This is a genomic window from Sulfuriflexus sp., from assembly GCF_032250955.1.
GTDB lineage: Bacteria > Pseudomonadota > Gammaproteobacteria > AKS1 > AKS1 > Sulfuriflexus.
Genome location: NZ_JAVVES010000011.1, coordinates 26,512 through 48,207 on the forward strand (window position 1 = coordinate 26,512; position 21,696 = coordinate 48,207).

At 56.7% G+C, this 21,696-nt stretch carries 19 protein-coding genes and 1 pseudogene; 13 read left to right on the forward strand and 7 right to left on the reverse strand.

What is annotated here, in order from left to right:
* Positions 1–37 precede the first annotated feature (37 nt).
* The 4 genes from coxB to RQ738_RS03215 all read left to right on the forward strand — a co-directional run bounded on the left by coxB (position 38) and on the right by RQ738_RS03215 (position 4,515).
* Positions 38–1,183: a cytochrome c oxidase subunit II gene (gene coxB / locus RQ738_RS03200; protein ID WP_314161954.1), complete on the forward strand. Its 1,146-nt coding sequence runs from the start codon at positions 38–40 to the stop codon at positions 1,181–1,183.
* 23 nt (positions 1,184–1,206) lie between these two features.
* Positions 1,207–2,781, forward strand: coding sequence for a cytochrome c oxidase subunit I (ctaD, locus tag RQ738_RS03205; RefSeq protein WP_314161955.1), 1,575 nt, complete (start codon positions 1,207–1,209; stop codon positions 2,779–2,781).
* A gap of 157 nt (positions 2,782–2,938) precedes the next feature.
* The gene (locus RQ738_RS03210) at positions 2,939–3,574 is read left to right on the forward strand and encodes a cytochrome c oxidase assembly protein (protein WP_314161957.1); all 636 of its coding nucleotides are present in this window, start codon (positions 2,939–2,941) and stop codon (positions 3,572–3,574) included.
* Between the two features lie 56 nt (positions 3,575–3,630).
* On the forward strand, positions 3,631–4,515 hold the full coding sequence (locus RQ738_RS03215; protein WP_314161958.1) for a cytochrome c oxidase subunit 3: 885 nt from the start codon (positions 3,631–3,633) through the stop codon (positions 4,513–4,515).
* Positions 4,516–4,590: 75 nt separating this feature from the next.
* On the opposite strand, the gene RQ738_RS03220 is transcribed toward RQ738_RS03215, so the two are convergent.
* On the reverse strand, positions 4,591–4,800 hold the full coding sequence (locus RQ738_RS03220) for a DUF2909 domain-containing protein (protein WP_314161960.1): 210 nt from the start codon (positions 4,798–4,800) through the stop codon (positions 4,591–4,593).
* Between the two features lie 75 nt (positions 4,801–4,875).
* Here RQ738_RS03220 and RQ738_RS03225 point away from each other — a divergent pair, with 75 nt between their 5' ends.
* Genes RQ738_RS03225 through cyoE form a run of 3 tightly spaced genes read left to right on the forward strand, consistent with a single transcriptional unit; the run spans position 4,876 to position 7,173 of the window.
* On the forward strand, positions 4,876–5,631 hold the full coding sequence (locus RQ738_RS03225) for an SURF1 family protein (protein ID WP_314161961.1): 756 nt from the start codon (positions 4,876–4,878) through the stop codon (positions 5,629–5,631).
* Positions 5,631–6,248, forward strand: a complete 618-nt coding sequence (locus RQ738_RS03230) for a hypothetical protein (RefSeq protein ID WP_314161962.1) — start codon at positions 5,631–5,633, stop codon at positions 6,246–6,248. The genes RQ738_RS03225 and RQ738_RS03230 overlap by 1 nt, the downstream gene beginning before the upstream one ends.
* Positions 6,249–6,258: 10 nt before the next feature.
* Complete coding sequence (cyoE, locus tag RQ738_RS03235; RefSeq protein ID WP_314161964.1) at positions 6,259–7,173, forward strand: heme o synthase; 915 nt, start codon at positions 6,259–6,261, stop codon at positions 7,171–7,173.
* A 119-nt stretch (positions 7,174–7,292) separates the two neighbouring features.
* Here the strand turns inward: cyoE and rpoH are convergent, their stop codons facing one another.
* From rpoH to ftsY, 5 genes are all read right to left on the reverse strand, one after another.
* Positions 7,293–8,129: an RNA polymerase sigma factor RpoH gene (gene rpoH, locus RQ738_RS03240; RefSeq protein WP_409929519.1), complete on the reverse strand. Its 837-nt coding sequence runs from the start codon at positions 8,127–8,129 to the stop codon at positions 7,293–7,295.
* 167 nt (positions 8,130–8,296) lie between these two features.
* The gene (locus tag RQ738_RS03245; RefSeq protein WP_314161970.1) at positions 8,297–9,658 is read right to left on the reverse strand and encodes a diguanylate cyclase; all 1,362 of its coding nucleotides are present in this window, start codon (positions 9,656–9,658) and stop codon (positions 8,297–8,299) included.
* A gap of 132 nt (positions 9,659–9,790) precedes the next feature.
* Positions 9,791–10,714: a permease-like cell division protein FtsX gene (gene ftsX, locus RQ738_RS03250; RefSeq protein ID WP_314161971.1), complete on the reverse strand. Its 924-nt coding sequence runs from the start codon at positions 10,712–10,714 to the stop codon at positions 9,791–9,793.
* The gene (ftsE, locus tag RQ738_RS03255; protein WP_314161974.1) at positions 10,711–11,385 is read right to left on the reverse strand and encodes a cell division ATP-binding protein FtsE; all 675 of its coding nucleotides are present in this window, start codon (positions 11,383–11,385) and stop codon (positions 10,711–10,713) included. The genes ftsX and ftsE overlap by 4 nt, the downstream gene beginning before the upstream one ends.
* A gap of 19 nt (positions 11,386–11,404) precedes the next feature.
* Positions 11,405–12,436, reverse strand: a complete 1,032-nt coding sequence (gene ftsY / locus RQ738_RS03260) for a signal recognition particle-docking protein FtsY (RefSeq protein ID WP_314161976.1) — start codon at positions 12,434–12,436, stop codon at positions 11,405–11,407.
* 133 nt (positions 12,437–12,569) lie between these two features.
* Between ftsY and RQ738_RS03265 the strand changes: the two genes are divergently transcribed.
* Together RQ738_RS03265 and RQ738_RS03270 are read left to right on the forward strand one after the other, a co-directional pair.
* Positions 12,570–13,964, forward strand: a complete 1,395-nt coding sequence (locus tag RQ738_RS03265; RefSeq protein ID WP_314161977.1) for a pitrilysin family protein — start codon at positions 12,570–12,572, stop codon at positions 13,962–13,964.
* Positions 13,961–15,265: a pitrilysin family protein gene (locus RQ738_RS03270; RefSeq protein WP_314161978.1), complete on the forward strand. Its 1,305-nt coding sequence runs from the start codon at positions 13,961–13,963 to the stop codon at positions 15,263–15,265. The genes RQ738_RS03265 and RQ738_RS03270 overlap by 4 nt, the downstream gene beginning before the upstream one ends.
* Before the next feature lie 262 nt (positions 15,266–15,527).
* Here the strand turns inward: RQ738_RS03270 and RQ738_RS03275 are convergent, their stop codons facing one another.
* Entirely contained in the window at positions 15,528–15,659 is a 132-nt protein-coding gene (locus RQ738_RS03275; RefSeq protein ID WP_314161980.1) for a hypothetical protein, read from the reverse strand.
* A gap of 106 nt (positions 15,660–15,765) precedes the next feature.
* Here RQ738_RS03275 and RQ738_RS03280 point away from each other — a divergent pair, with 106 nt between their 5' ends.
* From RQ738_RS03280 to RQ738_RS03295, 4 genes and pseudogenes are all read left to right on the forward strand, one after another.
* Positions 15,766–16,161 (forward strand): hypothetical protein, encoded by a 396-nt coding sequence (locus tag RQ738_RS03280; RefSeq protein ID WP_314161982.1) that lies wholly within the window; start codon positions 15,766–15,768, stop codon positions 16,159–16,161.
* A 284-nt stretch (positions 16,162–16,445) separates the two neighbouring features.
* A complete protein-coding gene (locus tag RQ738_RS03285) occupies positions 16,446–17,519 on the forward strand; it encodes an HlyD family secretion protein (protein WP_314161983.1) in 1,074 nt (357 codons plus the stop codon).
* Positions 17,516–20,299 carry a ribosome-associated ATPase/putative transporter RbbA gene (gene rbbA / locus RQ738_RS03290; protein WP_409929520.1) on the forward strand — a complete coding sequence of 928 codons (2,784 nt, stop codon included), beginning with the start codon at positions 17,516–17,518 and terminating at the stop codon, positions 20,297–20,299. Before RQ738_RS03285 ends, rbbA begins: the two co-directional genes overlap by 4 nt.
* Before the next feature lie 2 nt (positions 20,300–20,301).
* Positions 20,302–21,432: pseudogene (locus RQ738_RS03295) on the forward strand (ABC transporter permease).
* Positions 21,433–21,696: the final 264 nt, after the last annotated feature.

The following is a 21,696-nucleotide window of genomic DNA, read 5'->3' on the forward strand; positions in this document are numbered from 1 at the left end:
ATTCTATAAAGTAATTATTACAAAGAGAGAGTGGAGCATGTCCGTAAGTAAATTGAAAAAGGGGGTCTTCGGGCTCGCCGGTACGGCCTTACTCATGACATCGAGTCATGCCCTGGCTGACAAGGTCCTGAATATGCGTCAGGGTGTCACCGAGGTAAGTAAGGATATCTATAGTCTGCATATGATTGTTCTCTGGATTTGCGTCATTATCGGTATTGGCGTGTTCGGTGCAATGATTTATTCAATGATCAAGCACCGTAAATCCCAGGGGGCGGTTGCCGCAACCTTCCATGAAAATCACAAACTGGAGATTCTCTGGACCGTGATTCCGTTTGTTGTCCTGATTGGCCTGGCCATTCCGGCTACCAAGTCACTGTTGCATCTCGAGGACACCAGCGATGCGGATTTGACTGTCAAGGTGACAGGCTACCAGTGGAAGTGGAACTATGAATACATTGACGGACCTGCCCAGGGTGTAAATTTCTTCAGTAATCTGAACTCAACGCATAACGAGGTTCGTCAGCTGGATTCAGGTAAAAACCCTGTAGAAATTGACAACTACCTGCTCGATGTTGATAACCGCCTGGTACTACCAGTAGGCAAGAAGGTACGTTTCCTGGTGACCTCCAATGACGTGATTCACTCCTGGTGGGTGCCCGACTTCGCAGTGAAGAAGGATGCGATTCCCGGTTACATCAATGAGATCTGGGCACGCGCTGACGAAGAAGGCACTTACCGCGGTCAGTGTGCCGAGTTGTGTGGCAAGGACCATGGCTTTATGCCAATCGTGGTTGATGTCGTTTCCGAGGATGAGTACACCAAGTGGACATCTGCACAAAAAGCAGCAGCTGCTGCTGAAGCTGCCGCCGCTGCCAGTACCAGGGACTGGAGCAAGGCCGAGCTGATGGCCAGGGGTGAGAAGGTTTACAACACCAACTGTGCAGCCTGTCACCAGGCAAACGGTGAAGGTCTTGGCCCGTTCCCGGCACTTAAGGGTAGCGCAATTGCGACAGGACCAGCCGCGGGTCACATAGGTATCGTTCTCAACGGCAAGAATGCGATGCCGCCATTCGCTGCCCAGATGAATGACCTTGATCTGGCCGCCGTCATCACCTATGAGCGTAATGCCTGGGGCAACGATGCCGGTATCGTCCAACCTAAAGACGTTAAGGCTGCCCGCTAAGGCGTGCCTGGAGGAAAATAAAAATGTCTACAGATACAGCACATGCAGAACACCACGGCGCGCCCAGCGGTCTAAGTCGTTGGTTGTTTACTACGAACCATAAGGATATTGGTACCCTTTATCTCTGGTTCAGTTTCACCATGCTACTTATCGGTGGCTCTATGGCAATGGTAATTCGCCTTGAGCTGTTCGAGCCGGGCTTGCAATGGGTGGATCCGAACTTTTTTAACACCATGACAACCATGCATGGTCTTATTATGGTATTTGGTGCCATTATGCCTGCCTTCGTCGGCCTGGCGAACTGGCTCATCCCGATGATGATCGGCGCTCCGGATATGGCCCTGCCACGTATGAATAACTGGAGTTTCTGGATCCTGCCGTTTGCCGGCATAATGCTGGTTTCTACCCTGTTCATGGAAGGCGGTGGCCCCAACTTCGGCTGGACATTCTACGCACCACTGTCAACGACTTATGGTCCACCGAGCACAGACTTTTTCATCTTTGCTGTGCACATGCTGGGCTTCTCTTCCATCATGGGTTCCATTAACATCATTGCGACCGTCCTCAACATGCGTGCCCCTGGCATGACCCTGATGAAGATGCCCATGTTTGTCTGGACCTGGTTGATTACAGCCTTCTTGCTGATTGCGGTGATGCCGGTGCTCGCCGGTGCTGTCACCATGATGTTGACCGACCGTAACTTCGGGACATCATTCTTTGATGCCTCGGGCGGTGGGGATCCGGTTCTGTTCCAGCACGTATTCTGGTTCTTCGGTCATCCAGAGGTGTACATCATGATCTTGCCGGCCTTCGGGATTATATCGCACATCATCCCGACGTTTGCGCGCAAGAAACTGTTTGGCTACAGCTCAATGGTCTATGCAACAGCTTCGATTGCCTTCCTGTCATTCATCGTCTGGGCTCATCATATGATGACTGTCGGTATGCCGGTAGCGGGTGAATTGTTCTTCATGTATGCCACGGTGCTGATTGCGGTACCAACAGGTGTGAAGGTTTTCAACTGGGTTGCCACCATGTGGAAGGGCTCTATGACATTTGAAACGCCCATGCAATGGGCACTTGCCTTTGTCATTCTGTTCACAATCGGCGGCTTCTCCGGCCTGATGCTAGGTGTTGCCCCGATTGACTTCCAGTACCATGATACCTACTTCGTTGTAGCGCATTTCCACTACGTTCTGGTAACCGGTGCCCTGTTCTCCATTATCGCTGCTGTATACTTCTGGCTGCCAAAGTGGACAGGTCATATGTACAGCCGGAGCCTGGCTAACTGGCACTTCTGGATGTCGATGATTTTCGTTAACCTGACATTCTTCCCGCAGCACTTCCTGGGTCTGGCCGGCATGCCGCGCCGTATCCCGGATTACAACGTCGCCTTTGCTGACTTCAACCAGTGGTCAAGTATTGGCGCGTTCGGCTTCGGTCTTGCACAGTTGCTGTTCCTGGTACTTGTCATTAAATGTATCAAGGGTGGCGAAAAGGCGACCAGTCAGGTTTGGGAAAGTGCTGAAGGCCTTGAGTGGACAGTGGATTCACCTGCTCCATATCATACCTTCGCTACTGCCCCGGAGATTAAGTAAGGTATAAATTCCCGGTGGCCATACGGCCGCCGGGATTATCTTTACGAAAGGTTCTAATGATGGAAAACGTGAAACGAAAAAAATGGCCACTGGTTGCCGTCCTGATTGGGCTAGCAGCTGCTTTTTACATAGGCTTTTTCTTTCTGGTCATAAATAGATGAATGATGATCAGGCTTATCGCAACAAAAGGCTTATGCGCAAGCTGGCCCTGGTTGCGGTAGGCATGGTTGGATTCAGCTATGCACTCGTTCCACTTTATGACCTGGTGTGTGACATCACTGGCATTGGCGGGAAGTCAGGCCGAATAGAGAAAGAACAGGCATTGGCACAGCGACCTGATAATACGCGTGAAATTACGATTCAGTTTGATGCTAATGTGAATGCCAACCTACCCTGGGAATTCAAGCCATTGACGAGGATCGTCAAGGTACATCCGGGAGAAGTTGCCCAGGTTGCGTATTACGCGAAAAATATGAGCACTGAAAAGATAACGGGGCAGGCAGTACCCAGCGTTGCCCCTTTCAGGGCCTCAAAGTATTTCAATAAAACGGAATGCTTTTGTTTTTCGCAACAGACCTTTGGGCCGGGAGAAGGGCGCGAAATGCCACTGCGGTTTATCGTAGACCCGGATTTACCAAAGGATGTACGAACCATAACGTTGTCATATACGTTTTTTAATACACAGCAGGGCGGGGTGAAGGAGGACTCTGGCAAGCACGCCGGAGTGACTGCACTGCAAAAAGAAGAGCTGACCTTGAGTACGGCTAACATAATGACAAGCGCCTTGAATTGAGCTGGCCTGGCGTAACAGTTTTGCGATATTAGAAAGACTATAAAGAGGAAAACAAGATGTCTAATGCAAGCGGTGGATACTACTTACCGGAACCGAGCAAGTGGCCAGTTATCGGCTCAATCGGTTTGTTTCTAACACTGTTCGGTTTTGCCTCGGCGCTACCGCACGGTGAAGGCGCAGTTGGCGATCTGACCATGATGTACATCGGCATGGCCGTCCTGATTTTCATGCTGTTCGGCTGGTTTGGACAGGTGATCAGGGAAAGCGAGTCAGGTGCCTACGATGCCCAGGTCGATCGTTCCTTCCGTATGGGCATGATGTGGTTCATCTTCTCTGAAATCATGTTCTTCGCGGCCTTTTTCGGTGCGCTGTTCTATGTCAGAACACTGGCCCTGCCGTGGCTGGGTGGTGCGGACAATAATGCCGCCACGAATGAATTTCTCTGGAACGGCTTCCAGCCGAACTGGCCATTGAATGCCATGCCGGACCCGGAAAGCTTTAGCCAGTATAAGGAAACTATCGGTGCATGGGGGATTCCTGCCCTGAATACCGCTATCTTGCTGACTTCAGGTATCACTGTAACATTGGCGCATTGGGCACTGAAGAAGGCTAACCGCGGTGCACTGGTATTCTGGCTGCTGGCCACGGTGGTGCTGGGTTTCGTCTTCGTTGGCTTCCAGGCCACGGAGTATGTCCATGCCTACACCGAACTGAACCTGAAACTGTCATCCGGTATTTATGGGTCGACGTTCTTTATGCTGACCGGTTTCCACGGCCTGCACGTGACTATCGGTGCTATTATGCTGACCGTGATGCTATTCCGCGCTATGAAGGGACATTTTACGGCTGACAACCACTTTGCCTTTGAGGCTGCGGCCTGGTACTGGCATTTTGTTGACGTGGTCTGGCTTGGCCTGTTTATCTTTGTCTACTGGCTGTAAGCGCCTCAGACATCGACAAAAAAGGCGCTGCCTGTGGCAGCGCCTTTTTTATTTATGGCGTATAGAAATAAATAATTAGAAAGGCGTGCTGTTAGGCTCGATAATACCCAGTGCAGCCATACCGTACAGAAGGGCAACAAGGACAATCGAGGTACCAATTCTGAAGGTAAGGGCGCGGACAACACGTGTACCCTGCCCCTGATCGGTGACCATAAAGCGCAGCGCACTACCCAGCATAAACAGGATGCCAAGCAAGATCACAATGACAAAGATTTTCGCTATCATGGTATTTTCCAGGCTATAAACGGCTTTTAGTATAGCCCAGCCAAAGCCCAATCTCGACTATCAGTAAACGAATATATGCGCATCGGCAGCCTTGAGTTCAGTCCCAGGATATTACCAACGCTGGCAGTGGTAGCACTGTTGCCGTTGCTGACCTCACTGGGCCTCTGGCAGCTGGACCGCGCAGCAGAGAAGCAGGTGCTGCAAACCCTGCTCCAGGAGCGGCTGGAGAAACCGGCAGAACATATAACAAAGGCCGGGGATCTGGCGGCAGACATGACTTTCCGACAGACCATTCTCGACGGTTATTTTGACCCGAAACATCAGTACCTGCTGGATAACCGTATCTACAGGGGGCAGACAGGCTACAGCGTTTATACTCCTTTCAGTCTCGACATGGGGAAGAGCTGGATCATGGTTAACCGCGGCTGGATAGCGGCAGCCCGGGACAGAAATAAACTGCCCGATATCGAGGTAAGTGGCGAGAAAGTCAGGTTAGAGGGCGTGCTGGGCCTGCCTCCCGGGCAGCTCATGCAACTGGCCGCGCCAGATCCAGATAGCAGCAATAGCTGGCCGCAGCGCATACAGAACCTGGAGCTGGAGCAGGTGGGAAGGGACACGGGATTGCGACTGCATGATTATGTCCTGCATCTGGATGCGAGCAGTGAACATGCTTACCAGCAGGACTGGACGCCCTATGTTGATACGCCGCAAAAAAACCACGCCTACGCCATACAGTGGTTCAGTATGGCTGTGGTATTGTTGTTAATATATATAGGCTTGAATACGCGGCGGTTAAAAAGGCCGCTGCCGCAGAATGACGAGGAAGAATAGTGGAAGATAAAAAAACCAAATCGGGTATGGACCCACGCTTGACGGTGATCCTGCTGGTGTTACTGTTTGTCGTCCCCGTGGGATCAGCGATTGTGCTGCATAGTCTTGACGGTGGCTGGCGACCGGGGCAGTCCGTCAACTTTGGCGAGCTGGTGACACCCGTGCGTAGCCTCAAGGATCTGCAGCTCGAGACGCTTGACGGCAAGGCTGTCACTCACAAAGACCTGCAGGGCATCTGGACTTTATTTTATGTAGATAGCGCAGACTGTAATGAACAGTGTCGCAAGAACCTGTATGAAATAAGGCAGTCCCGGCTGGGAATGGGTGGTGAAAAGGGAAGAATTCAGCGCATCATGCTGTTGACCGACAGCAGCAAGCTGGCCGAGATGCAGCCGTTGCTTGATGAGCATTACGGGATGAAGGTCACCACAGCACGCGACCTGCCTGCAACCCTGCAGCCTTTTGAATTTGATAATGCGGCTGACGCGATTAATGCACAACGGGTCTATATAATCGACCCGCTCGGAAACCTGATGATGCGTTATGAACCCAAACAGGGGCCACATGACCTGGTCAAGGATCTGGAACGTTTGTTGAAGTACTCAAAGACAGGTTAAGGCAGGAAAAATGACTGACACAACACAAACTGCCGAGATGGCAATCGGCTGGCGTGATTACCTGGAACTTTGCAAACCAAAGGTAGTAGCGCTGATTATGTTTACTGCCCTGGTGGGGATGTTCCTCGCCGTCCCCGGCATGGTGCCCTGGCAACCACTGGTGTTTGGCAGCATTGGCATCGCCCTGGCGTCAGCCTCCGCGGCGACGATTAATCATGTTGTCGATCAGCGTATCGATGCGATCATGGCGAGAACCAAAAACCGGCCATTACCGACCGGGCATATGGATAATGGTCATGCCCTTGCCTTTGCAGTCATTATCGGCACGATTGCCATGCTGATCCTGTACTTCCTCGTGAATACGGTTACGATGATCCTGACCTTCGCATCCCTGATCGGTTATGCGGTGATCTATACGATGTACCTGAAGCGCGCCACCCCGCAGAATATTGTGATTGGCGGGGCCGCCGGCGCCGCGCCGCCGGTACTGGGCTGGTCAGCAGTAACCGGTGATATCAATGAGCACTCGCTGTTGCTGTTTCTGATTATCTTTGCCTGGACACCACCGCACTTCTGGGCGCTGGCGATCCACCGGCACAAGGAATATGCCAAGGTCGAGATCCCGATGCTGCCGGTCACGCACGGGCTGGCGTTTACGCGTCTGCAGATCCTGCTCTACACCATTATCCTCATCATCGTGACCATACTGCCGTTTGTCACCCTCATGAGCGGGGTCTTCTACCTCGGCGGGGCGTTGGCCCTGGGACTGGGTTTCCTGTATTACGCGATAGCCACGCACAAGGCCGAAGACGAAACAATGCCGATCAAGACTTTCGGTTATTCAATCTTCTACCTGATGGCCCTGTTTGCCTTTTTACTGATTGATCATTACATCCCGTTAATCATGCATGCCCTGGGTGGCTAACCAGTAGCGGCGAGTTATTCGCTATTCACGTTGATAACGTTGTCCCGACTGGCCTAGGGCAAAAAAAAGCCCCCGCACGGAAACCGTGCGGGGGCTTTTTGCATAACCATGCCGCCGGTCTAATCCATCAGCGTGGAACGCAGTTTCTGCATGGCGGCTTTTTCCAGCTGGCGAATGCGTTCAGCCGAGATACCGTATTTATCCGCCAGTTCGTGCAGGGTCGCCTTTTTGTCGGCTAGCCAGCGGCTGGCGAGAATGTCCTGGCTACGTTCATCGAGCGTCGTCAGGGCCTGGGTCAGGCGGGCCTCGTTGTGAGAACTCCAGTCTTCGGCTTCAAGTATACGGCCAGGCTCCTGGCTGGTGTCCTGGAGATAGGCGGCCGGGGCAAATGCCCGCTCATCATCGTCATCCTGATAGCCGTCAAAGCCGACATCACGACCGGAGAGTCGGGATTCCATCTCCAGTACGGTCTCGGGTTTGACGCCAAGCTCGCTGGCGACAGTCTGGACCTGTTCATGCGAGAACCAGCCGAGGCGTGTTTTGGACTTGCGCAGGTTAAAGAACAGCTTGCGCTGTGCCTTGGTGGTGGCAACCTTGACGATACGCCAGTTGCGCAGAATGAATTCGTGCATCTCGGCGCGGATCCAGTGGACCGCAAAGGAAACCAGGCGGACGCCGACATTCGGGTCGAAGCGTTTTACAGCCTTCATCAGGCCGATATTGCCTTCCTGGATCAGATCAGCTTGCTGCAGGCCATAGCCTGAGTAGCCACGGGCCACGTGCACGACAAAGCGCAGGTGTGGCAGGATCAGCTGGCGTGCGGCATCGAGGTTACCATTTTCCTGCAGGTCTGCCGCCAGTGCGCGTTCTTCCTCTGCGGTAAGCATCGGAACATTGTTCACAGTGGCAATGTAGCCAGACAGGTTGCTGGTTGGAATCGATAAATTTACTTGCATAGCATTACTCATTTGGAATACCTCTTCGACCAGGTCGGGATATATTCACGTTCGCTTATATTAGCACTCTCATGGTGAGAGTGCCAATAGCGGGAAAAGTTCCCGTAAGGGCATTTCGGAAGCTGCCGCAGCATAAGTATAAATTATTTTAATATCAATAGGTTAAACTAACTAGCCAGGGCGGGAAGGTCTTGCGGGCCTTCGATGTGGGCGATGCAGACCCGGTTTCGGCCGCGTTCCTTGGCCGCGTACAGGGCCTTGTCGGCGTGGGCGAGAAGTTTGGTGATATCGGCCTCGGGATAGTCGATGGTGCTGGCCACGCCGATGCTAACCGTCACATCGACATTGGCCGGGCAGAGGCTCTCGAGCTGCTTGCGCAGGGTTTCGGCGTGTGCGATGGCCTGTTCCGGCGGCGTATTGGAAAAGATGATCGAGAATTCCTCGCCACCGAAACGGACCACGGTGTCGTCAGGAAACAGCTGGTTGAGCAGTTCACCGATCCCGGCCAGCACATGGTCCCCGGTCAGGTGGCCGAGCAGGTCATTGATCTTCTTGAAGTGGTCAATATCCATGATCAGTGCCGACAACGGATGTTTGTTCCTGGCGCTGGCCGCGAGCAGGCGCTTGCCGTTATCAAGCAGATAACGCTTGCTGCGAACCCCGGTAAGGCTATCGGTAGAGGCAATGCGCCCCATCTCCTCGGCTTGCTGCTTGAGGGCGAGAAATTGCTGTTTGATCAGCAATAGCGAGCGGATACGGGCAATAAATATCTCTTCAAAAATCGGCTTGCTCACAAAGTCGTTGGCCCCGGCATGGAAGACCTCGGCCTGCTTTTTCTGGTTATCATTGACCGTTATTACGAGAACCGGCATTTCCTGCTGCGAATAGTGGAAGCGGGTGCGGATGGCATGTAGCAGGTCGCCGCCGGTGAGCTTGCCCTTGAGAAAGAAGTCGGTGACGATAATATCAAAGCCGTCTTCCTCGTCGGCCCAGCCGTTAGAGACCCCCTCCAGCAGCTCCAGTGCCTGTTCGGCATGCGTGACGTGGACAATCTTGAGACCGTGCTTTTCCATGATGCGGCGCGTAATGGCCGCCGCGGTCGGGCTGTCCTCGACGTAGAGGATCTTGCCGACCAGCCCGGAATTACGTTGCAGGAAGGATTTGATGAATTCGACAAAGGCCTTGTAGCCGCTGGATTTATCGAAATAGTCGGTCACCCCGGCAGCAAAGCCTTCGCGGAGCAGGCGGCTGTCGGCATCGCCGGAGACGACAATCACCGGCGTGTAATAGTGTCGCTCGGAAGCGCGGATCTTGCGACACAGGTCAAGCCCGTCAAGGTCGGGTAGCATCAGCGAGGTGGTAATCAGGTCAAAGCGTTCCCAGTTACCGAGGCGCGCCAGCGCCTCCTCTGCATTGGCACAGGAAGTGATACTGACGTTGCTCATTTCATTTTTGAGAATGCGTCCGATTATGGTGCGTGAGACTTCAGAACCATCTACGACCATGATGCTTGTTTGTCTTTGCGACATCCATCTCCCCCCACAGCCCCGATGCCGGCTTACGGTATGTTAGTAAATTACTGATATCTTATGGATTTGTTCTCTTGATTATTGTGGCAAGCGAATCCCGATTAGGCAAACCGAAGCCGACCAGTGGCTATATTATTGTGGCTCAATGGCATGCAGGTGGCGGGTCACGGCCAGCCAGGAACCGCCAAGCCCGAGCAGGATGCTGGCGCCGAGCAGGCCCAGCGAAGCGGCCAGGTCGAGGCCGGCCAGCGCATAGTGACTGTCGTAGAGTGTCGCCAGCCGGTTAACCGGCCCGCCCAGCAGCCACAGCGAGGTCGTAATCAGCAGCCAGCTGATGACGCCACCGGTGAGACCATACCAGAACCCCGTATACAGGAAGGGACGGCGGATAAAGGCATTCGTGCCGCCAATGAGCTTGATAATCTCGATCTCCTCGCGGCGGCTCTCGATTGCCAGGCGGATCGTATTGCCGACCACCAGCAGGACCGATATAGACAACAGCGTCGCCAGCACCCAGATGCCGCGGCGGCCGATATCCATAATGGTATAAAGACGTTTCAGCCATTGCATATCGAGTTGCGCATGTTCAACTTCGGGGCGCTCGCCAAGCATCTTAAGCATGGCCTGCACCGACTCGATGTTGTCGGCCTCGCTGGTCGGATAGACCACAATCACCGGCGGGAAGGGGTTGTCTTCGAGGGCATCGAGGGCCTCCCCGAAACCGGAGTTCTGGCGAAATTCCTCGAGTGCCGCCTCGCGCGTAATGCTGGTGACGGTGCTGACATCCTGACGCTTGCGGATCAGGCCAGCCAGTTGCTCGACCTGTTTGTCGGTCGTCTGCTGGTGCAGGAACAAGGAGATCTGCGCCGCGCCATCCCACTGCGCGCTGACCTGTTGCACATTCTGCAACAGCACATGCAGGCCGGTCGGCAGGGCCAGGGCAATGCCGATCACGGCAATCGTCATCATATTTGAAAACGGCGCGCGCACCAGTTCGCCGAGCGTGGAGAAGAATACCTGCAGGTGGCGGGCGATGTAGACCTTGAGCCGGGTCATGGCGTGACTCCGTCACCACCGGCGATGAGACGGCCGCCGCTCAGGGTCAGCACGCCATGGCCCATGCGGCGGATCAGTTCCAGGTCATGACTGGCGATGAGGACACTGACGCCCACTTGCTGGAATTGTTCGAACAAGCTCATGATCTCACGCGACAGATCCGGGTCCAGGTTACCGGTCGGCTCATCGGCGAGAATGATGGGCGGCTTGTTGACGACGGCGCGGGCAATACCGACGCGTTGCTGCTGGCCACCGGAGAGGGTGATCGGCAGGGACTTTTCCTTTTCAAGCAGGCCGACCTTGTCGAGGGCGGCGCGCACGCGCTTGCCGATGTCGCGGTGTGGCATCCCCTGGATCACCAGCGGCAGGGCAACGTTATCGAACACGGTGCGGTCGAACAGTAGCTTGTGGTCCTGGAAGATAATGCCGATATTCCGGCGTACATAGGGGATGCGGCGTTTGCTGACGCGGCCGAGGTTTTCATTGTTGACGATCACCTGGCCGGTGGTCGGGCGGATCAGCAGGGCGATGAGTTTCAGCAGGGTGCTCTTGCCGGCCCCGGAGTGGCCGGTAAGAAAGGCCATCTGGCCACTGTCGATATGGAAATTGACGTTGCTCAGGGCATCCTGGCAGCCGGGATAGCGTTTACTGACGTTGTGAAACTCAATCATTTAAATACGCATTCTTTTGTTATTCAAACAAGGCGCGGCTGAATTCTTCAGCATCGAACGGGCGCAGGTCATCGATGCCTTCACCGACACCAATATAGCGGATAGGTAACTTCGTCTTGTTGGCAATCGAAAAGATGATACCGCCTTTCGCCGTGCCGTCCAGCTTGGTCAGGGTGATGCCGGTCAGGCCAATGGCCGCGTTGAACTGTTCGGTCTGGGCAAGGGCGTTTTGCCCGGTGGTCGCATCGAGTACGATCATGACTTCATGCGGCGCACTGGCATCAAGCTTGCCGAGCACGCGTTTGATCTTGGCCAGCTCTTCCATCAGGTGACCCTTCGTGTGCAGGCGACCGGCGGTATCGGCAATCAGCACATCAACCTTTTTTGACTGTGCCGATTGCAGGGCATCAAAGATCACCGAGGCCGAATCGGCACCCGTATGCTGCGCGACCACCGGTATATTGTTGCGTTCGCCCCAGACCTGCAGCTGTTCGACCGCGGCGGCGCGGAAGGTGTCGCCGGCGGCAAGCATGACCGAGAGCCCCTGTTCCTGGAAACGCTTGGCAAGCTTGCCGATCGTGGTGGTCTTGCCGACGCCGTTGACGCCGATCATGAGGATGACGAACGGGCTGTCGGCTGGCGGGATCTCGAGTGGCCGGCTGGAGGGCGCGAGCATGGCAGCGAGGTCTTCCTGCAGGGCGGCGAGCAGGGCGTCACCGTCATTGAGTTGCTTGCGGGCCACCCGCGCAGTCAGGTCGTCGATAATCTGGCGGGTGGCATCGATGCCGACATCGGCAGTCAGCAACTGCGTTTCGAGGTCCTCGAGCAGCTCGTCATCGATCTCCTTTTTGCCCAGCACCAGGTCGGCGACTGCATCGCCGAGCCCGGAGCGGGTCATGCTCAGCCCCTGTTTCAGGCGTGCGAACAGGCCGGGTTTTTTGCCAGCCGGGGCTCCGGCGGCCGCCTCGCGGTCACCTTCTTCAGGAGCTGGCGTTTCCGCCGGGGCAGGTTTTTTTGGGGGGGTATCTTTGTTTTTTCCGAAACCAAACATGACTTACTGCTGTCTCATGACTTGTGAAATCCACACTATATTGTGGGTCCAGGATTATATAAGGTACAGGCATGCTATCGTATCACTCCGGCGGCTTGCCGGTAAAAACAAACTTGAAGGAATGAAGGAAATCATGCGTTTGAGTCCCCCCCGTGCTTATCTGGCCGTCGCCATCGGCTTACTCATTGCGTTACCGGCCCTGAGCGGGCTGGCGGCACCTGCCAACAAGGTGCGTGAATACGCGCTCGACAATGGCCTGCGGATCCTCGTCCTCGAAGACCACCGCGCCCCGGTTGTGGTCTCCCAGGTCTGGTACCGGGTTGGTTCAAGTTACGAGCACAATGGCATCACCGGTGTGTCGCATGTCCTCGAGCACATGATGTTCAAGGGCACCGAGAAACTGGCTCCCAACGAGTTCTCCCGGATCATCGCCGCCAACGGCGGCCGCGAGAATGCCTTCACCGGCCGCGACTACACCGCCTATTTCCAGCGTATGCACAAGGATCGTCTCGAGATCAGCTTCAAGCTGGAAGCCGATCGGATGCGCAACCTGAGCCTGCCGCCGGAAGAGTTTGCCAAGGAGGTACAGGTCGTCATGGAAGAGCGCCGCCTGCGCACCGAAGACAAGCCGACCGCATTGACCTACGAGCAGTTCAATGCCGCCGCCTTCCAGACTAGCTCTTACCAGTACCCGGTCATCGGCTGGATGGCCGATCTGAAGAGCCTGACTATCGAGGATCTGCGCGAGTGGTACATCAAATGGTATACGCCGGCCAATGCGACCCTGGTCGTGGTCGGTGATGTCGAGGCTGATAAGGTCTACCGGCTGGCGAAACAGCACTTCGGCCCACTCGAGGGGCCGGCCGCGGCGAAGGTGAAACCCCGGCCGGAAGTCAAACAGCTTGGCGAGCGTCGCATCAAGGTCAAGGTCCCGGCCGAGGTGCCGTATTTGCTCATGGGCTACAAGGTGCCGGTGCTGAAGACTGCTGCCGACACGGAAGAGGCCTATGCCCTGGAAATGCTCGCCGCCGTACTCGATGGTGGCAGCAGTGCCCGCCTCGCCCGTGAGCTCGTCCGTGGCAGCCAGATCGCCGTATCGGCCGGTGCGGGTTACGGGCTTTATGATCGCATTAACAGCCTGTTCCTGTTTGATGGCACCCCGAGCACCGGGCATAGCGTCGAGGAACTCGAGGTCGCCATCCGTAAACAGATCCAGCGTGTGCAGAACGAGCCGGTGGACGAGGCAGAACTGGAGCGCATCAAGGCCCAGGTCGTGGCTGCCAAGGTCTACGAGCGTGACTCGGTGTTTTATCAGGCCATGCAGATCGGCACACTCGTGACGGTCGGCCTCGACTACCAGCAACTCGATGAATACGTCGATCGCATTCGCGCCGTCACGCCGGCACAGATACAGGCGGTGGCGCAAAAATACCTGGTCAATGAAACCCTGACCCTCGCCACGCTCGAGCCGCAAAATGCGCAGGCGAAGCGCGACCGGCAAGCCGCAGCCACGGGAGACAAGCAATGAAGAGTCTGAAAATCCTTGTTGCAGTCGTCCTCCTGCTCAACGCCAGCCTGCTGCTGGCCGGACCCAGGATCCAGCACTGGCAGACCGAAAACGGCGCGCGCGTGTATTTCGTCCACTCCCCGGAACTGCCCATGATTGACCTGCGGGTCATTTACGATGCCGGCAGTGCCCGTGATGGCGAGAGGCCGGGGCTGGCCGCGTTGACAAACAGCCTGCTCGACGAAGGCACACCAACACTGAACGCCAACGAGCTGGCAGAAACCTTCGAGGGTGTGGGTGCCCAGTACGGCGCCAGTTCGCTGCGTGATATGGCCGTGACAAGCTTGCGCAGCCTGACCGAAGCGAAGGCCATGAATACGGCGTTGCAGACCTTCGCTGCCGTGCTGGCCACGCCGACGTTCCCGGAAAAATCCTTTCAGCGTAACCGCAAGGCCATGTTGATTGGTCTGCAACGGGAAAAGCAGTCACCGGGCGCAATCGCCAGTAAGGCTTTCTACCAGGCCATTTACGGCGCGCACCCGTATGCCTCGCACAGTGACGGCACCGAGGCCAGTCTCGAGGCCGTAACGCGCGACGAGGTAAAGGCCTTTCACAAGGATTTCTACACCGCCCGTAATGCCACGATAGCAATCGTCGGCGATGTCAGTCGCGAGCAGGCTGAGGATATCGCGGCGCAATTGACCGCAAAGATGGCTACCGGCAAACAGGCTGCGGCCATCCCGCCGGTGGCACCGCTTGAAAAGGCCAACGAGCAACGCATCACACACGATTCCCAGCAAACCCATATTCTCGTTGGTCAGCCCGGCATGCGCAGAGGCGATGAAGACTACATGGCCCTGTATGTCGGCAACCATATTCTCGGCGGCAGCGGCCTGATCTCGCGCATCAGCGATGTCATCCGCGAGCAGCGCGGCCTGGCCTACAGTGCCTACAGCTACTTCTCCCCCATGCGCGAGAATGGCCCCTTCACCATGGGGCTGCAGACCAAGAACGCCAAGGCTGACGAGGCCCTGAAGCTGCTCGACGAAACACTGCGCAACTACATCGACAAGGGCCCCACCGAAGATGAACTGCAGCGCGCCAAACAGAACATCACCGGCGGCTGGGCATTGCGTGTTGACAGCAACAAGAAGATCACCGAGTACGTCGCCATGATCGGTTTCTATGGTTTGCCACTCGATTACCTTGACACGTTTACAAGCAAGGTAGAGGCCGTCACGGTCGAGGCCATCAGGGATGCCTTCCAACGTCGTATTCATCCCGACAAGCTGGTGACGGTAATGGTGGGTGGCGGCAAGTAACAGCTTCACAGTTGATCAAGTTATATCAAGGGGGCGCAAGCCCCCTTTTTTATGCCACGACAGTCATTGCCCATCACACCCTTACGCCCGGGTAGTGCCGCTATACGGGACGCAATGTCCCGGACACGCTGGTAGGTGCCGGGGAACCGGGGTTGTATGCAGTGCCCGGGTGCATACGCAGAGACACGGAAACGGGTCTGGCAGAAGATTGGAGACGGGGCATTACGTATCGACAGCCATAAAAAGATCACAGAGTATGTGGTCATGTTCGATTTTTTTTGCGTGCCGCCGTCAGATTATCGATATCTTCATCAATAAGGTCGCGGCAGTCAGCATCGCCGACATCATCGGCCTTCAAATGTCGTCTCCATCCAGATAAGTTGATAATCGTCATGGCGGGCGACGTATCAGCAAAGTAAATAATATTGGCCACTTGCCGACGAAGTGGAAAGGACGCTCATTTTGTGCCCGGCAGGGACGTCAAGCATAGAGATGTTTATATGAAAGTGGCGTTCATTGCATGCCTGGGTTTTCTGATCATTATGCTGGGGGATGCGGGTTTCGCACGTACAACCGAGCAAGTGCCGCGTCCAGCAGAATCAGGATTCTACGCGCCCTATAAAATCATTAACGTGTTTTTGCGAGCCGTCAATCGGGGCGAGTTGATAATATTTGACCAGATACTGGATGAGTCCATGCTCATCCCGCTGCGGGTTGAGTATATATATGAACTCGATAGCAATAACCAGAGTGTTAAGGTGTATTCAGAACTGATGCAGCCGCTACCGCTACCGGTACCGTCCGGGCAAACGTTGATATTCCACGGGGTGAGTGCCGTTCTCAATGCCAAGGGTCATATTATCGAGGTGGAAGCGCACGTCTGGCCAAGGGAATAAATTGTCTCTAGCCGCGCATGCTGCAGGCTGGAAATTGGAGCCTTTGTTTGTCTGCGGAAGTGCAGCAGCTTGTAGCCTCTCCAAGGGTATCTGCTTACAACAACGATCCACCAACTGCGCCAATCCATGAGTCAGGCACTGGTGTCAGGCCATGATGGGTTCAGGCAAGAGATCAAAAGGTTGGTTGCTCGATACAGGGACTTTGTCCTTATATCTGGGATATCATGCGACTGTAGATATCGATGTCCTTTTGATCACTGGTACCACGCCGGGTTAAAACAATAATGATCGCACAACAGCAGAAATGGTTAAGACGCGCCATCGCCACACTGGTAGTCGGGGTGCTGGTGGCCCTGGCCTGGCAACGCTACGAGGCCGATGACGGATTCGAGGGCATCGCCAGTGGCAACGGCCGCATCGAGGCGGTGGAGATTGACGTTGCCGCCAAAACGGCCGGGCGAATCGATGAGATACTGGTAGAGGAAGGTGACTTCGTCAGTCGCGGCCAGGTCGTGGCGCGAATGGACACCCGCTCACTGGAGGCCCAGCGCCAGCAGGCCGAGGCGCAGTTGCGGCAGGCCGAACAGGCGGTGACCACCGCGCGCAGCCAGCTCGTCCAGCGGCAAAGCGAAAAGACGGCTGCCGAGGCGATGGTCGCCCAGCGGCAGGCCGAACTCGTGGCGGTGCGCAAGCGGGCGGCGCGTATTGCGGAACTCGCGCAACAAGGGGCCATTTCGGCACAGGAAGCGGATGATGCCAGCGCGAACATGGCGAGCGCCGCCGCGGCACTCAGTGCTACCCGCGCCCAGGTCGCAGCGACCGAGGCGGCTATCGCCACGGCGCGTACCCAGATCGACAGCGCGCAGTCGGCGGTGGAAGCCGCGCGTGCAGCGGTAGAACGGGTTCAGAGCGACATCGACGACAGCAACCTGGTTGCCCCGCGCGACGGGCGCGTACAGTTTATCGTGGCCCGCACCGGCGAGGTGGTCAGCGCCGGGGGACGCGTGTTGAATCTGGTCGATCTCAGCGATGTGTATATGACCTTCTTTTTACCGACCGCGGCGGCGGGTCGGGTGGCGATTGGTACCGAGGTACGCATCGTCCTTGATGCCGCGCCGGACTATGTGGTTCCCGCAAGAGTCTCCTTCGTCGCCGACGTGGCGCAGTTCACCCCGAAGACAGTGGAGACCAGGAGCGAGCGGGAAAAATTAATGTTCCGCGTGCGCGCACGCATTCCCCGCGAACTGCTGAACAAACACATTGAGCAGGTCAAAACCGGTCTGCCAGGGGTCGCCTACGTGCGGCTCGATGCCGATACGGCGTGGCCTGAGTCCCTGCAGCAAAACCTGGTGCAATGAGCGAGGCCGGCGGTGTGATGCGATCGCCGGTTAACGAACCCGTGGCGTGCTTGCGCGAAGTCAGCCTGCGCTATGGCAAGACACAGGCCCTTGAAGCCATCACCCTCGAGCTGCCGGCAGGTTGTATGGTCGGCATCATTGGGCCGGACGGTGTCGGCAAGTCGAGTCTGTTTGCGTTGATCGCCGGTGCCAGAAAGATCCAGGACGGCCATATTGACGTGCTTGGTGGCGATATGGCGGAGGCGCGGCATCGCCGTCGGGTCTGCCCGCGGATCGCCTACATGCCGCAAGGCCTGGGCAAAAACCTCTATGCCACCTTGTCGGTGTTTGAAAACCTCGACTTCTTCGGCGGCCTGTTCGGGCATGCTCGGCGTGAACGTGAACGGCGCATCGATGAACTGCTGCAGGCCACCGGACTCGCGCCCTTCAAGGAGCGTGCCGTCGGCAAGCTCTCCGGCGGCATGAAACAGAAGCTCGGCCTGTGTTGCGCGTTGATCCACGATCCTGACCTGTTGATCCTCGATGAACCCACCACCGGGGTTGATCCCCTGTCGCGCCGGCAATTCTGGGAGCTCATCGACCGTATCCGTTCCAGGCGTTCCGGCATGAGTGTGCTGGTGGCCACCGCCTACATGGAAGAGGCGGCGCGCTTCGACTGGCTGGTGGCGATGAATGCCGGGCAGGTGCTGGCGACAGGCACACCCAAAGAGCTGTTGGCGCACACCCGGACCGAAAACCTGGAGCAGGCTTTTATTCGCCTGTTACCCGAGGCACAGCAGGCGGAATACCAGTCGGTGGAGATCTCGCCCCGCGATGTCAGTGATGCGGAACAAACTGCCATCGAGGCCCGCGATCTGACCATGCGCTTTGGCGATTTCACCGCGGTCGAGCATGTCAGCTTCAGGATCTGGCGCGGTGAGATTTTCGGCTTCATCGGCTCCAACGGTTGCGGCAAGACCACCACTATGAAAATGCTCACCGGCCTGTTGCCCGCCAGCGAGGGCGAGGCCTGGCTGTTCGGCCACCCGGTGGACCCACACGACATCGACACCCGTCGCCGTGTGGGTTACATGACCCAGTCCTTCTCACTCTATGGTGAGCTGAGCGTGCGCCAGAACCTGGTGCTGCACGCGCGTCTGTTCGGCATGACATCGGATCGGATCAACGCGCGGGTGCAGGAGATGGCCGGGCGTTTTGACTTGACCGGGAGCATGGAGGCATTGCCCGGCGAACTGCCACTGGGCGAGCGCCAGCGCCTGTCGCTGGCAGTGGCAATGATCCATGGTCCGGAGATGCTGATCCTCGACGAGCCGACATCGGGCGTGGACCCGGTGGCGCGTGACAAATTCTGGAATGTGCTGATAGAGCTGGCACGGCGCGACAACGTCACTATTTTTATTTCCACCCACTTCATGAACGAGGCCGAGCGTTGTGACCGTATTTCGCTGATGCACGCAGGTCAGGTACTGGTCACTGACACGCCGGCGGCTATCACCCGGGAGCGCGACGCAGACAATCTCGAAGAGGCTTTTATCAGTCACCTCGAGGAAGCGGTGGCCCAGTCGACAGCGGCAGCCGTCGAACCGGATGAAACCGTGCCGGGCGAATCGGCCCGAATCGGGCAGCCGCCGCCCGCCACCGGCAGCAGCTGGCAGCGTGGCCTGCGCCGCCTCTTTAGTTACAGTCGGCGCGAGGCACTGGAACTGCAACGCGATCCGGTTCGTCTCACGCTGGCCGTGTTGGGTAGCGCGCTGTTGATGCTGGTGCTGGGCTATGGCATCAGCATGGACGTGGAGGATCTGAGCTTCGCCGTACTCGATCGCGATCAGACCACGGTGAGCCGGGATTACACACTCAACCTGTCCGGCTCGCGTTACTTCGACGAGCATCCACCGCTGTCGGGTTATGCCGAACTGGATCAGCGCATGCGCAGTGGTGAGCTCAGCCTGGCTATAGAGATCCCATCGGGGTTTGCGCGCGATCTCGCGCGTGGCGATCAGGCCGAGATCGGTGCCTGGATCGATGGCAGCATGCCGCAGCGCGCCGAAACAGTGCGTGGTTATGTGCAGGGCATGCACCAGCACTGGCTGAACGCCAGGCTGCGCGAGACCTACGGCGAGCGGGCCCTCGTCGCGCCTGTGACCATAGAGACGCGCTTTCGCTATAACCCGGACGTGGAAAGCCTGCAGTCGATGGTGCCGGCGGTGATCCCGCTGTTGCTGATACTGATCCCCGCGATCCTCAGCGCCCTGGCGGTGGTCCGTGAGAAGGAGCTGGGCTCCATCGTTAATCTGTACGTGACGCCAGTGACCCGGCTGGAGTTCCTGATCGGCAAACAGATCCCCTACGTAGTGCTTTCTCTGGTCAGTTTCTTGTTGCTGACGGCGCTGGCCATTTTCCTGTTTGGTGTGCCGCTCAAGGGCAGCTTTATCACCCTGGGCGTTGCCGCCGTATTTTATGTGATCGCTGCCACCGCCTACGGGCTCTTGATCTCCACCTTTGTGCGCAGCCAGATAGCTGCGCTGTTCGGTACGGCCATCCTCTCCATGCTGCCGGCAGTGACCCTTTCGGGGCTCATCGATCCGGTCACTTCGCTGGAAGGGGCGGGGCGTTTCATTGGTGAGATTTTCCCTACCACCCACTTTATCACCATCGCGCGTGGTACCTTTTCCAAGGGGCTGGGGTTTGCCGATCTGCGGGACAGTTTTGTGCCGCTGCTGCTGTCCATTCCCATATTGATTGGCCTTGGCGCACTGCTGCTGAAAAAGCAGGAGAAGTGATCATGAGCCTGCGATCCGCACGTCACATCTTCTATCTCGGCGTCAAGGAGCTGCGCAGTCTGTCGCGCGATCCGATCATGCTGGTGTTGATCGTCTATGCCTTTACCTTTTCAGTCTACACTGCCGCCACGGCAATGCCGGAGACCCTGCACAAGGCCCCTATCGCTGTCGTCGACGAGGATCGCTCGCCGTTGTCACGGCGCATCATTGATGCCTTTTATCTGCCGTATTTCCTGCCGCCCAGGCTGATTACCCCGGCGAAGATGGATGCGCGCATGGATGCCGGGCTCGACACCTTTGCCCTGCACATCCCCGCCGGCTTCCAGCGTGATGTGCTGGCCGGGCGCGGTCCGGCGCTGCAACTTAATGTGGATGCCACCCGCATGAGCCAGGCCTTTACCGGTAGCGGCTATATCCAGGCCATTATCTACGACGAGGTCAACGACTTCGTGCAGGGCTATCGTGCCACCACGACCCTGCCCGTGGAACTGGCACTGCGCGCACGCTTCAACCCCGAGCTGAACAACGCCTGGTTCGGCGCGATCATGGAGATCATCGGCAACATCACCATGCTGTCGATCGTCCTGACCGGTGCGGCGCTGATTCGCGAGCGTGAACACGGCACAGTGGAGCATCTACTGGTCATGCCGATCACGCCGTTTGAGATCATGAGCAGCAAGGTCTGGGCGATGATGCTGGTGGTGCTGCTTGCCTCAGCCCTTTCATTGCAGGTGATCGTTCGCGGCCTGCTGGCCGTGCCTGTCGAGGGATCGCTTGGTCTGTTCATGTTCGGCGCGGCATTGCATCTGTTCGCCACCACCTCGATGGGGATATTCCTGGGAACAGTCGCCCGCTCCATGCCCCAGCTCGGTTTGTTGTTATTCCTCGTACTGTTGCCACTGGAGATGCTCTCCGGTGGCATGACGCCGCGTGAGAGCATGCCCGAGATCGTCCGCACCATTATGCTGGCCGCGCCAAATACCCACTTCGTCTCGCTCGCCCAGGCCATCCTGTTTCGCGGTGCCGGTATCGCCGTGGTCTGACCGCAACTGCTGGCCCTGGTCGCCATCGGTACGGCGTTATTCGCCCTGTCGCTGGCACGCTTTCGCAAAACGCTGGGCACCATGGCCTGATCCAGTGGCGGTTTTTCCTCCTCGAAAGAAGGAATGTTTGAGACGGACACATAGTGGGGCTTAGTTGGCATGTGCCCGGGTGGTATACTCAGGCAATTGTTGTATTTATCGGTAGCTTCTGGCCGCAAGCCTTGTCATAACCTCGTAGAGGTCTGGTGCCTGTCGGCAGCTGTATCCGGGATTGCAACATAACCAAGGTACGCAGATTGCCCTTTATGTCTTGCTTGTAGCACCAGCTTGAGCGGGATGTCGATCAAGTGTTTC

Excerpts from the sequence above, each read along its gene's own strand:
- coxB (WP_314161954.1), top strand. The coding sequence starts at position 38 with ATGTCCGTAAGTAAATTGAAAAAGGGGGTCTTCGGGCTCGCCGGTACG.
- ctaD (WP_314161955.1), top strand. The coding sequence starts at position 1,207 with ATGTCTACAGATACAGCACATGCAGAACACCACGGCGCGCCCAGCGGT.
- RQ738_RS03210 (WP_314161957.1), top strand. The coding sequence starts at position 2,939 with ATGAATGATGATCAGGCTTATCGCAACAAAAGGCTTATGCGCAAGCTG.
- RQ738_RS03215 (WP_314161958.1), top strand. The coding sequence starts at position 3,631 with ATGTCTAATGCAAGCGGTGGATACTACTTACCGGAACCGAGCAAGTGG.
- RQ738_RS03220 (WP_314161960.1), bottom strand. The coding sequence starts at position 4,800 with ATGATAGCGAAAATCTTTGTCATTGTGATCTTGCTTGGCATCCTGTTT.
- RQ738_RS03225 (WP_314161961.1), top strand. The coding sequence starts at position 4,876 with ATGCGCATCGGCAGCCTTGAGTTCAGTCCCAGGATATTACCAACGCTG.
- cyoE (WP_314161964.1), top strand. The coding sequence starts at position 6,259 with ATGACTGACACAACACAAACTGCCGAGATGGCAATCGGCTGGCGTGAT.
- rpoH (WP_409929519.1), bottom strand. The coding sequence starts at position 8,129 with ATGCAAGTAAATTTATCGATTCCAACCAGCAACCTGTCTGGCTACATT.
- RQ738_RS03245 (WP_314161970.1), bottom strand. The coding sequence starts at position 9,658 with ATGTCGCAAAGACAAACAAGCATCATGGTCGTAGATGGTTCTGAAGTC.
- ftsX (WP_314161971.1), bottom strand. The coding sequence starts at position 10,714 with ATGACCCGGCTCAAGGTCTACATCGCCCGCCACCTGCAGGTATTCTTC.
- ftsE (WP_314161974.1), bottom strand. The coding sequence starts at position 11,385 with ATGATTGAGTTTCACAACGTCAGTAAACGCTATCCCGGCTGCCAGGAT.
- ftsY (WP_314161976.1), bottom strand. The coding sequence starts at position 12,436 with ATGTTTGGTTTCGGAAAAAACAAAGATACCCCCCCAAAAAAACCTGCC.
- RQ738_RS03265 (WP_314161977.1), top strand. The coding sequence starts at position 12,570 with ATGCGTTTGAGTCCCCCCCGTGCTTATCTGGCCGTCGCCATCGGCTTA.
- RQ738_RS03270 (WP_314161978.1), top strand. The coding sequence starts at position 13,961 with ATGAAGAGTCTGAAAATCCTTGTTGCAGTCGTCCTCCTGCTCAACGCC.
- RQ738_RS03275 (WP_314161980.1), bottom strand. The coding sequence starts at position 15,659 with ATGACGATTATCAACTTATCTGGATGGAGACGACATTTGAAGGCCGAT.
- RQ738_RS03280 (WP_314161982.1), top strand. The coding sequence starts at position 15,766 with ATGAAAGTGGCGTTCATTGCATGCCTGGGTTTTCTGATCATTATGCTG.
- RQ738_RS03285 (WP_314161983.1), top strand. The coding sequence starts at position 16,446 with ATGATCGCACAACAGCAGAAATGGTTAAGACGCGCCATCGCCACACTG.
- rbbA (WP_409929520.1), top strand. The coding sequence starts at position 17,516 with ATGAGCGAGGCCGGCGGTGTGATGCGATCGCCGGTTAACGAACCCGTG.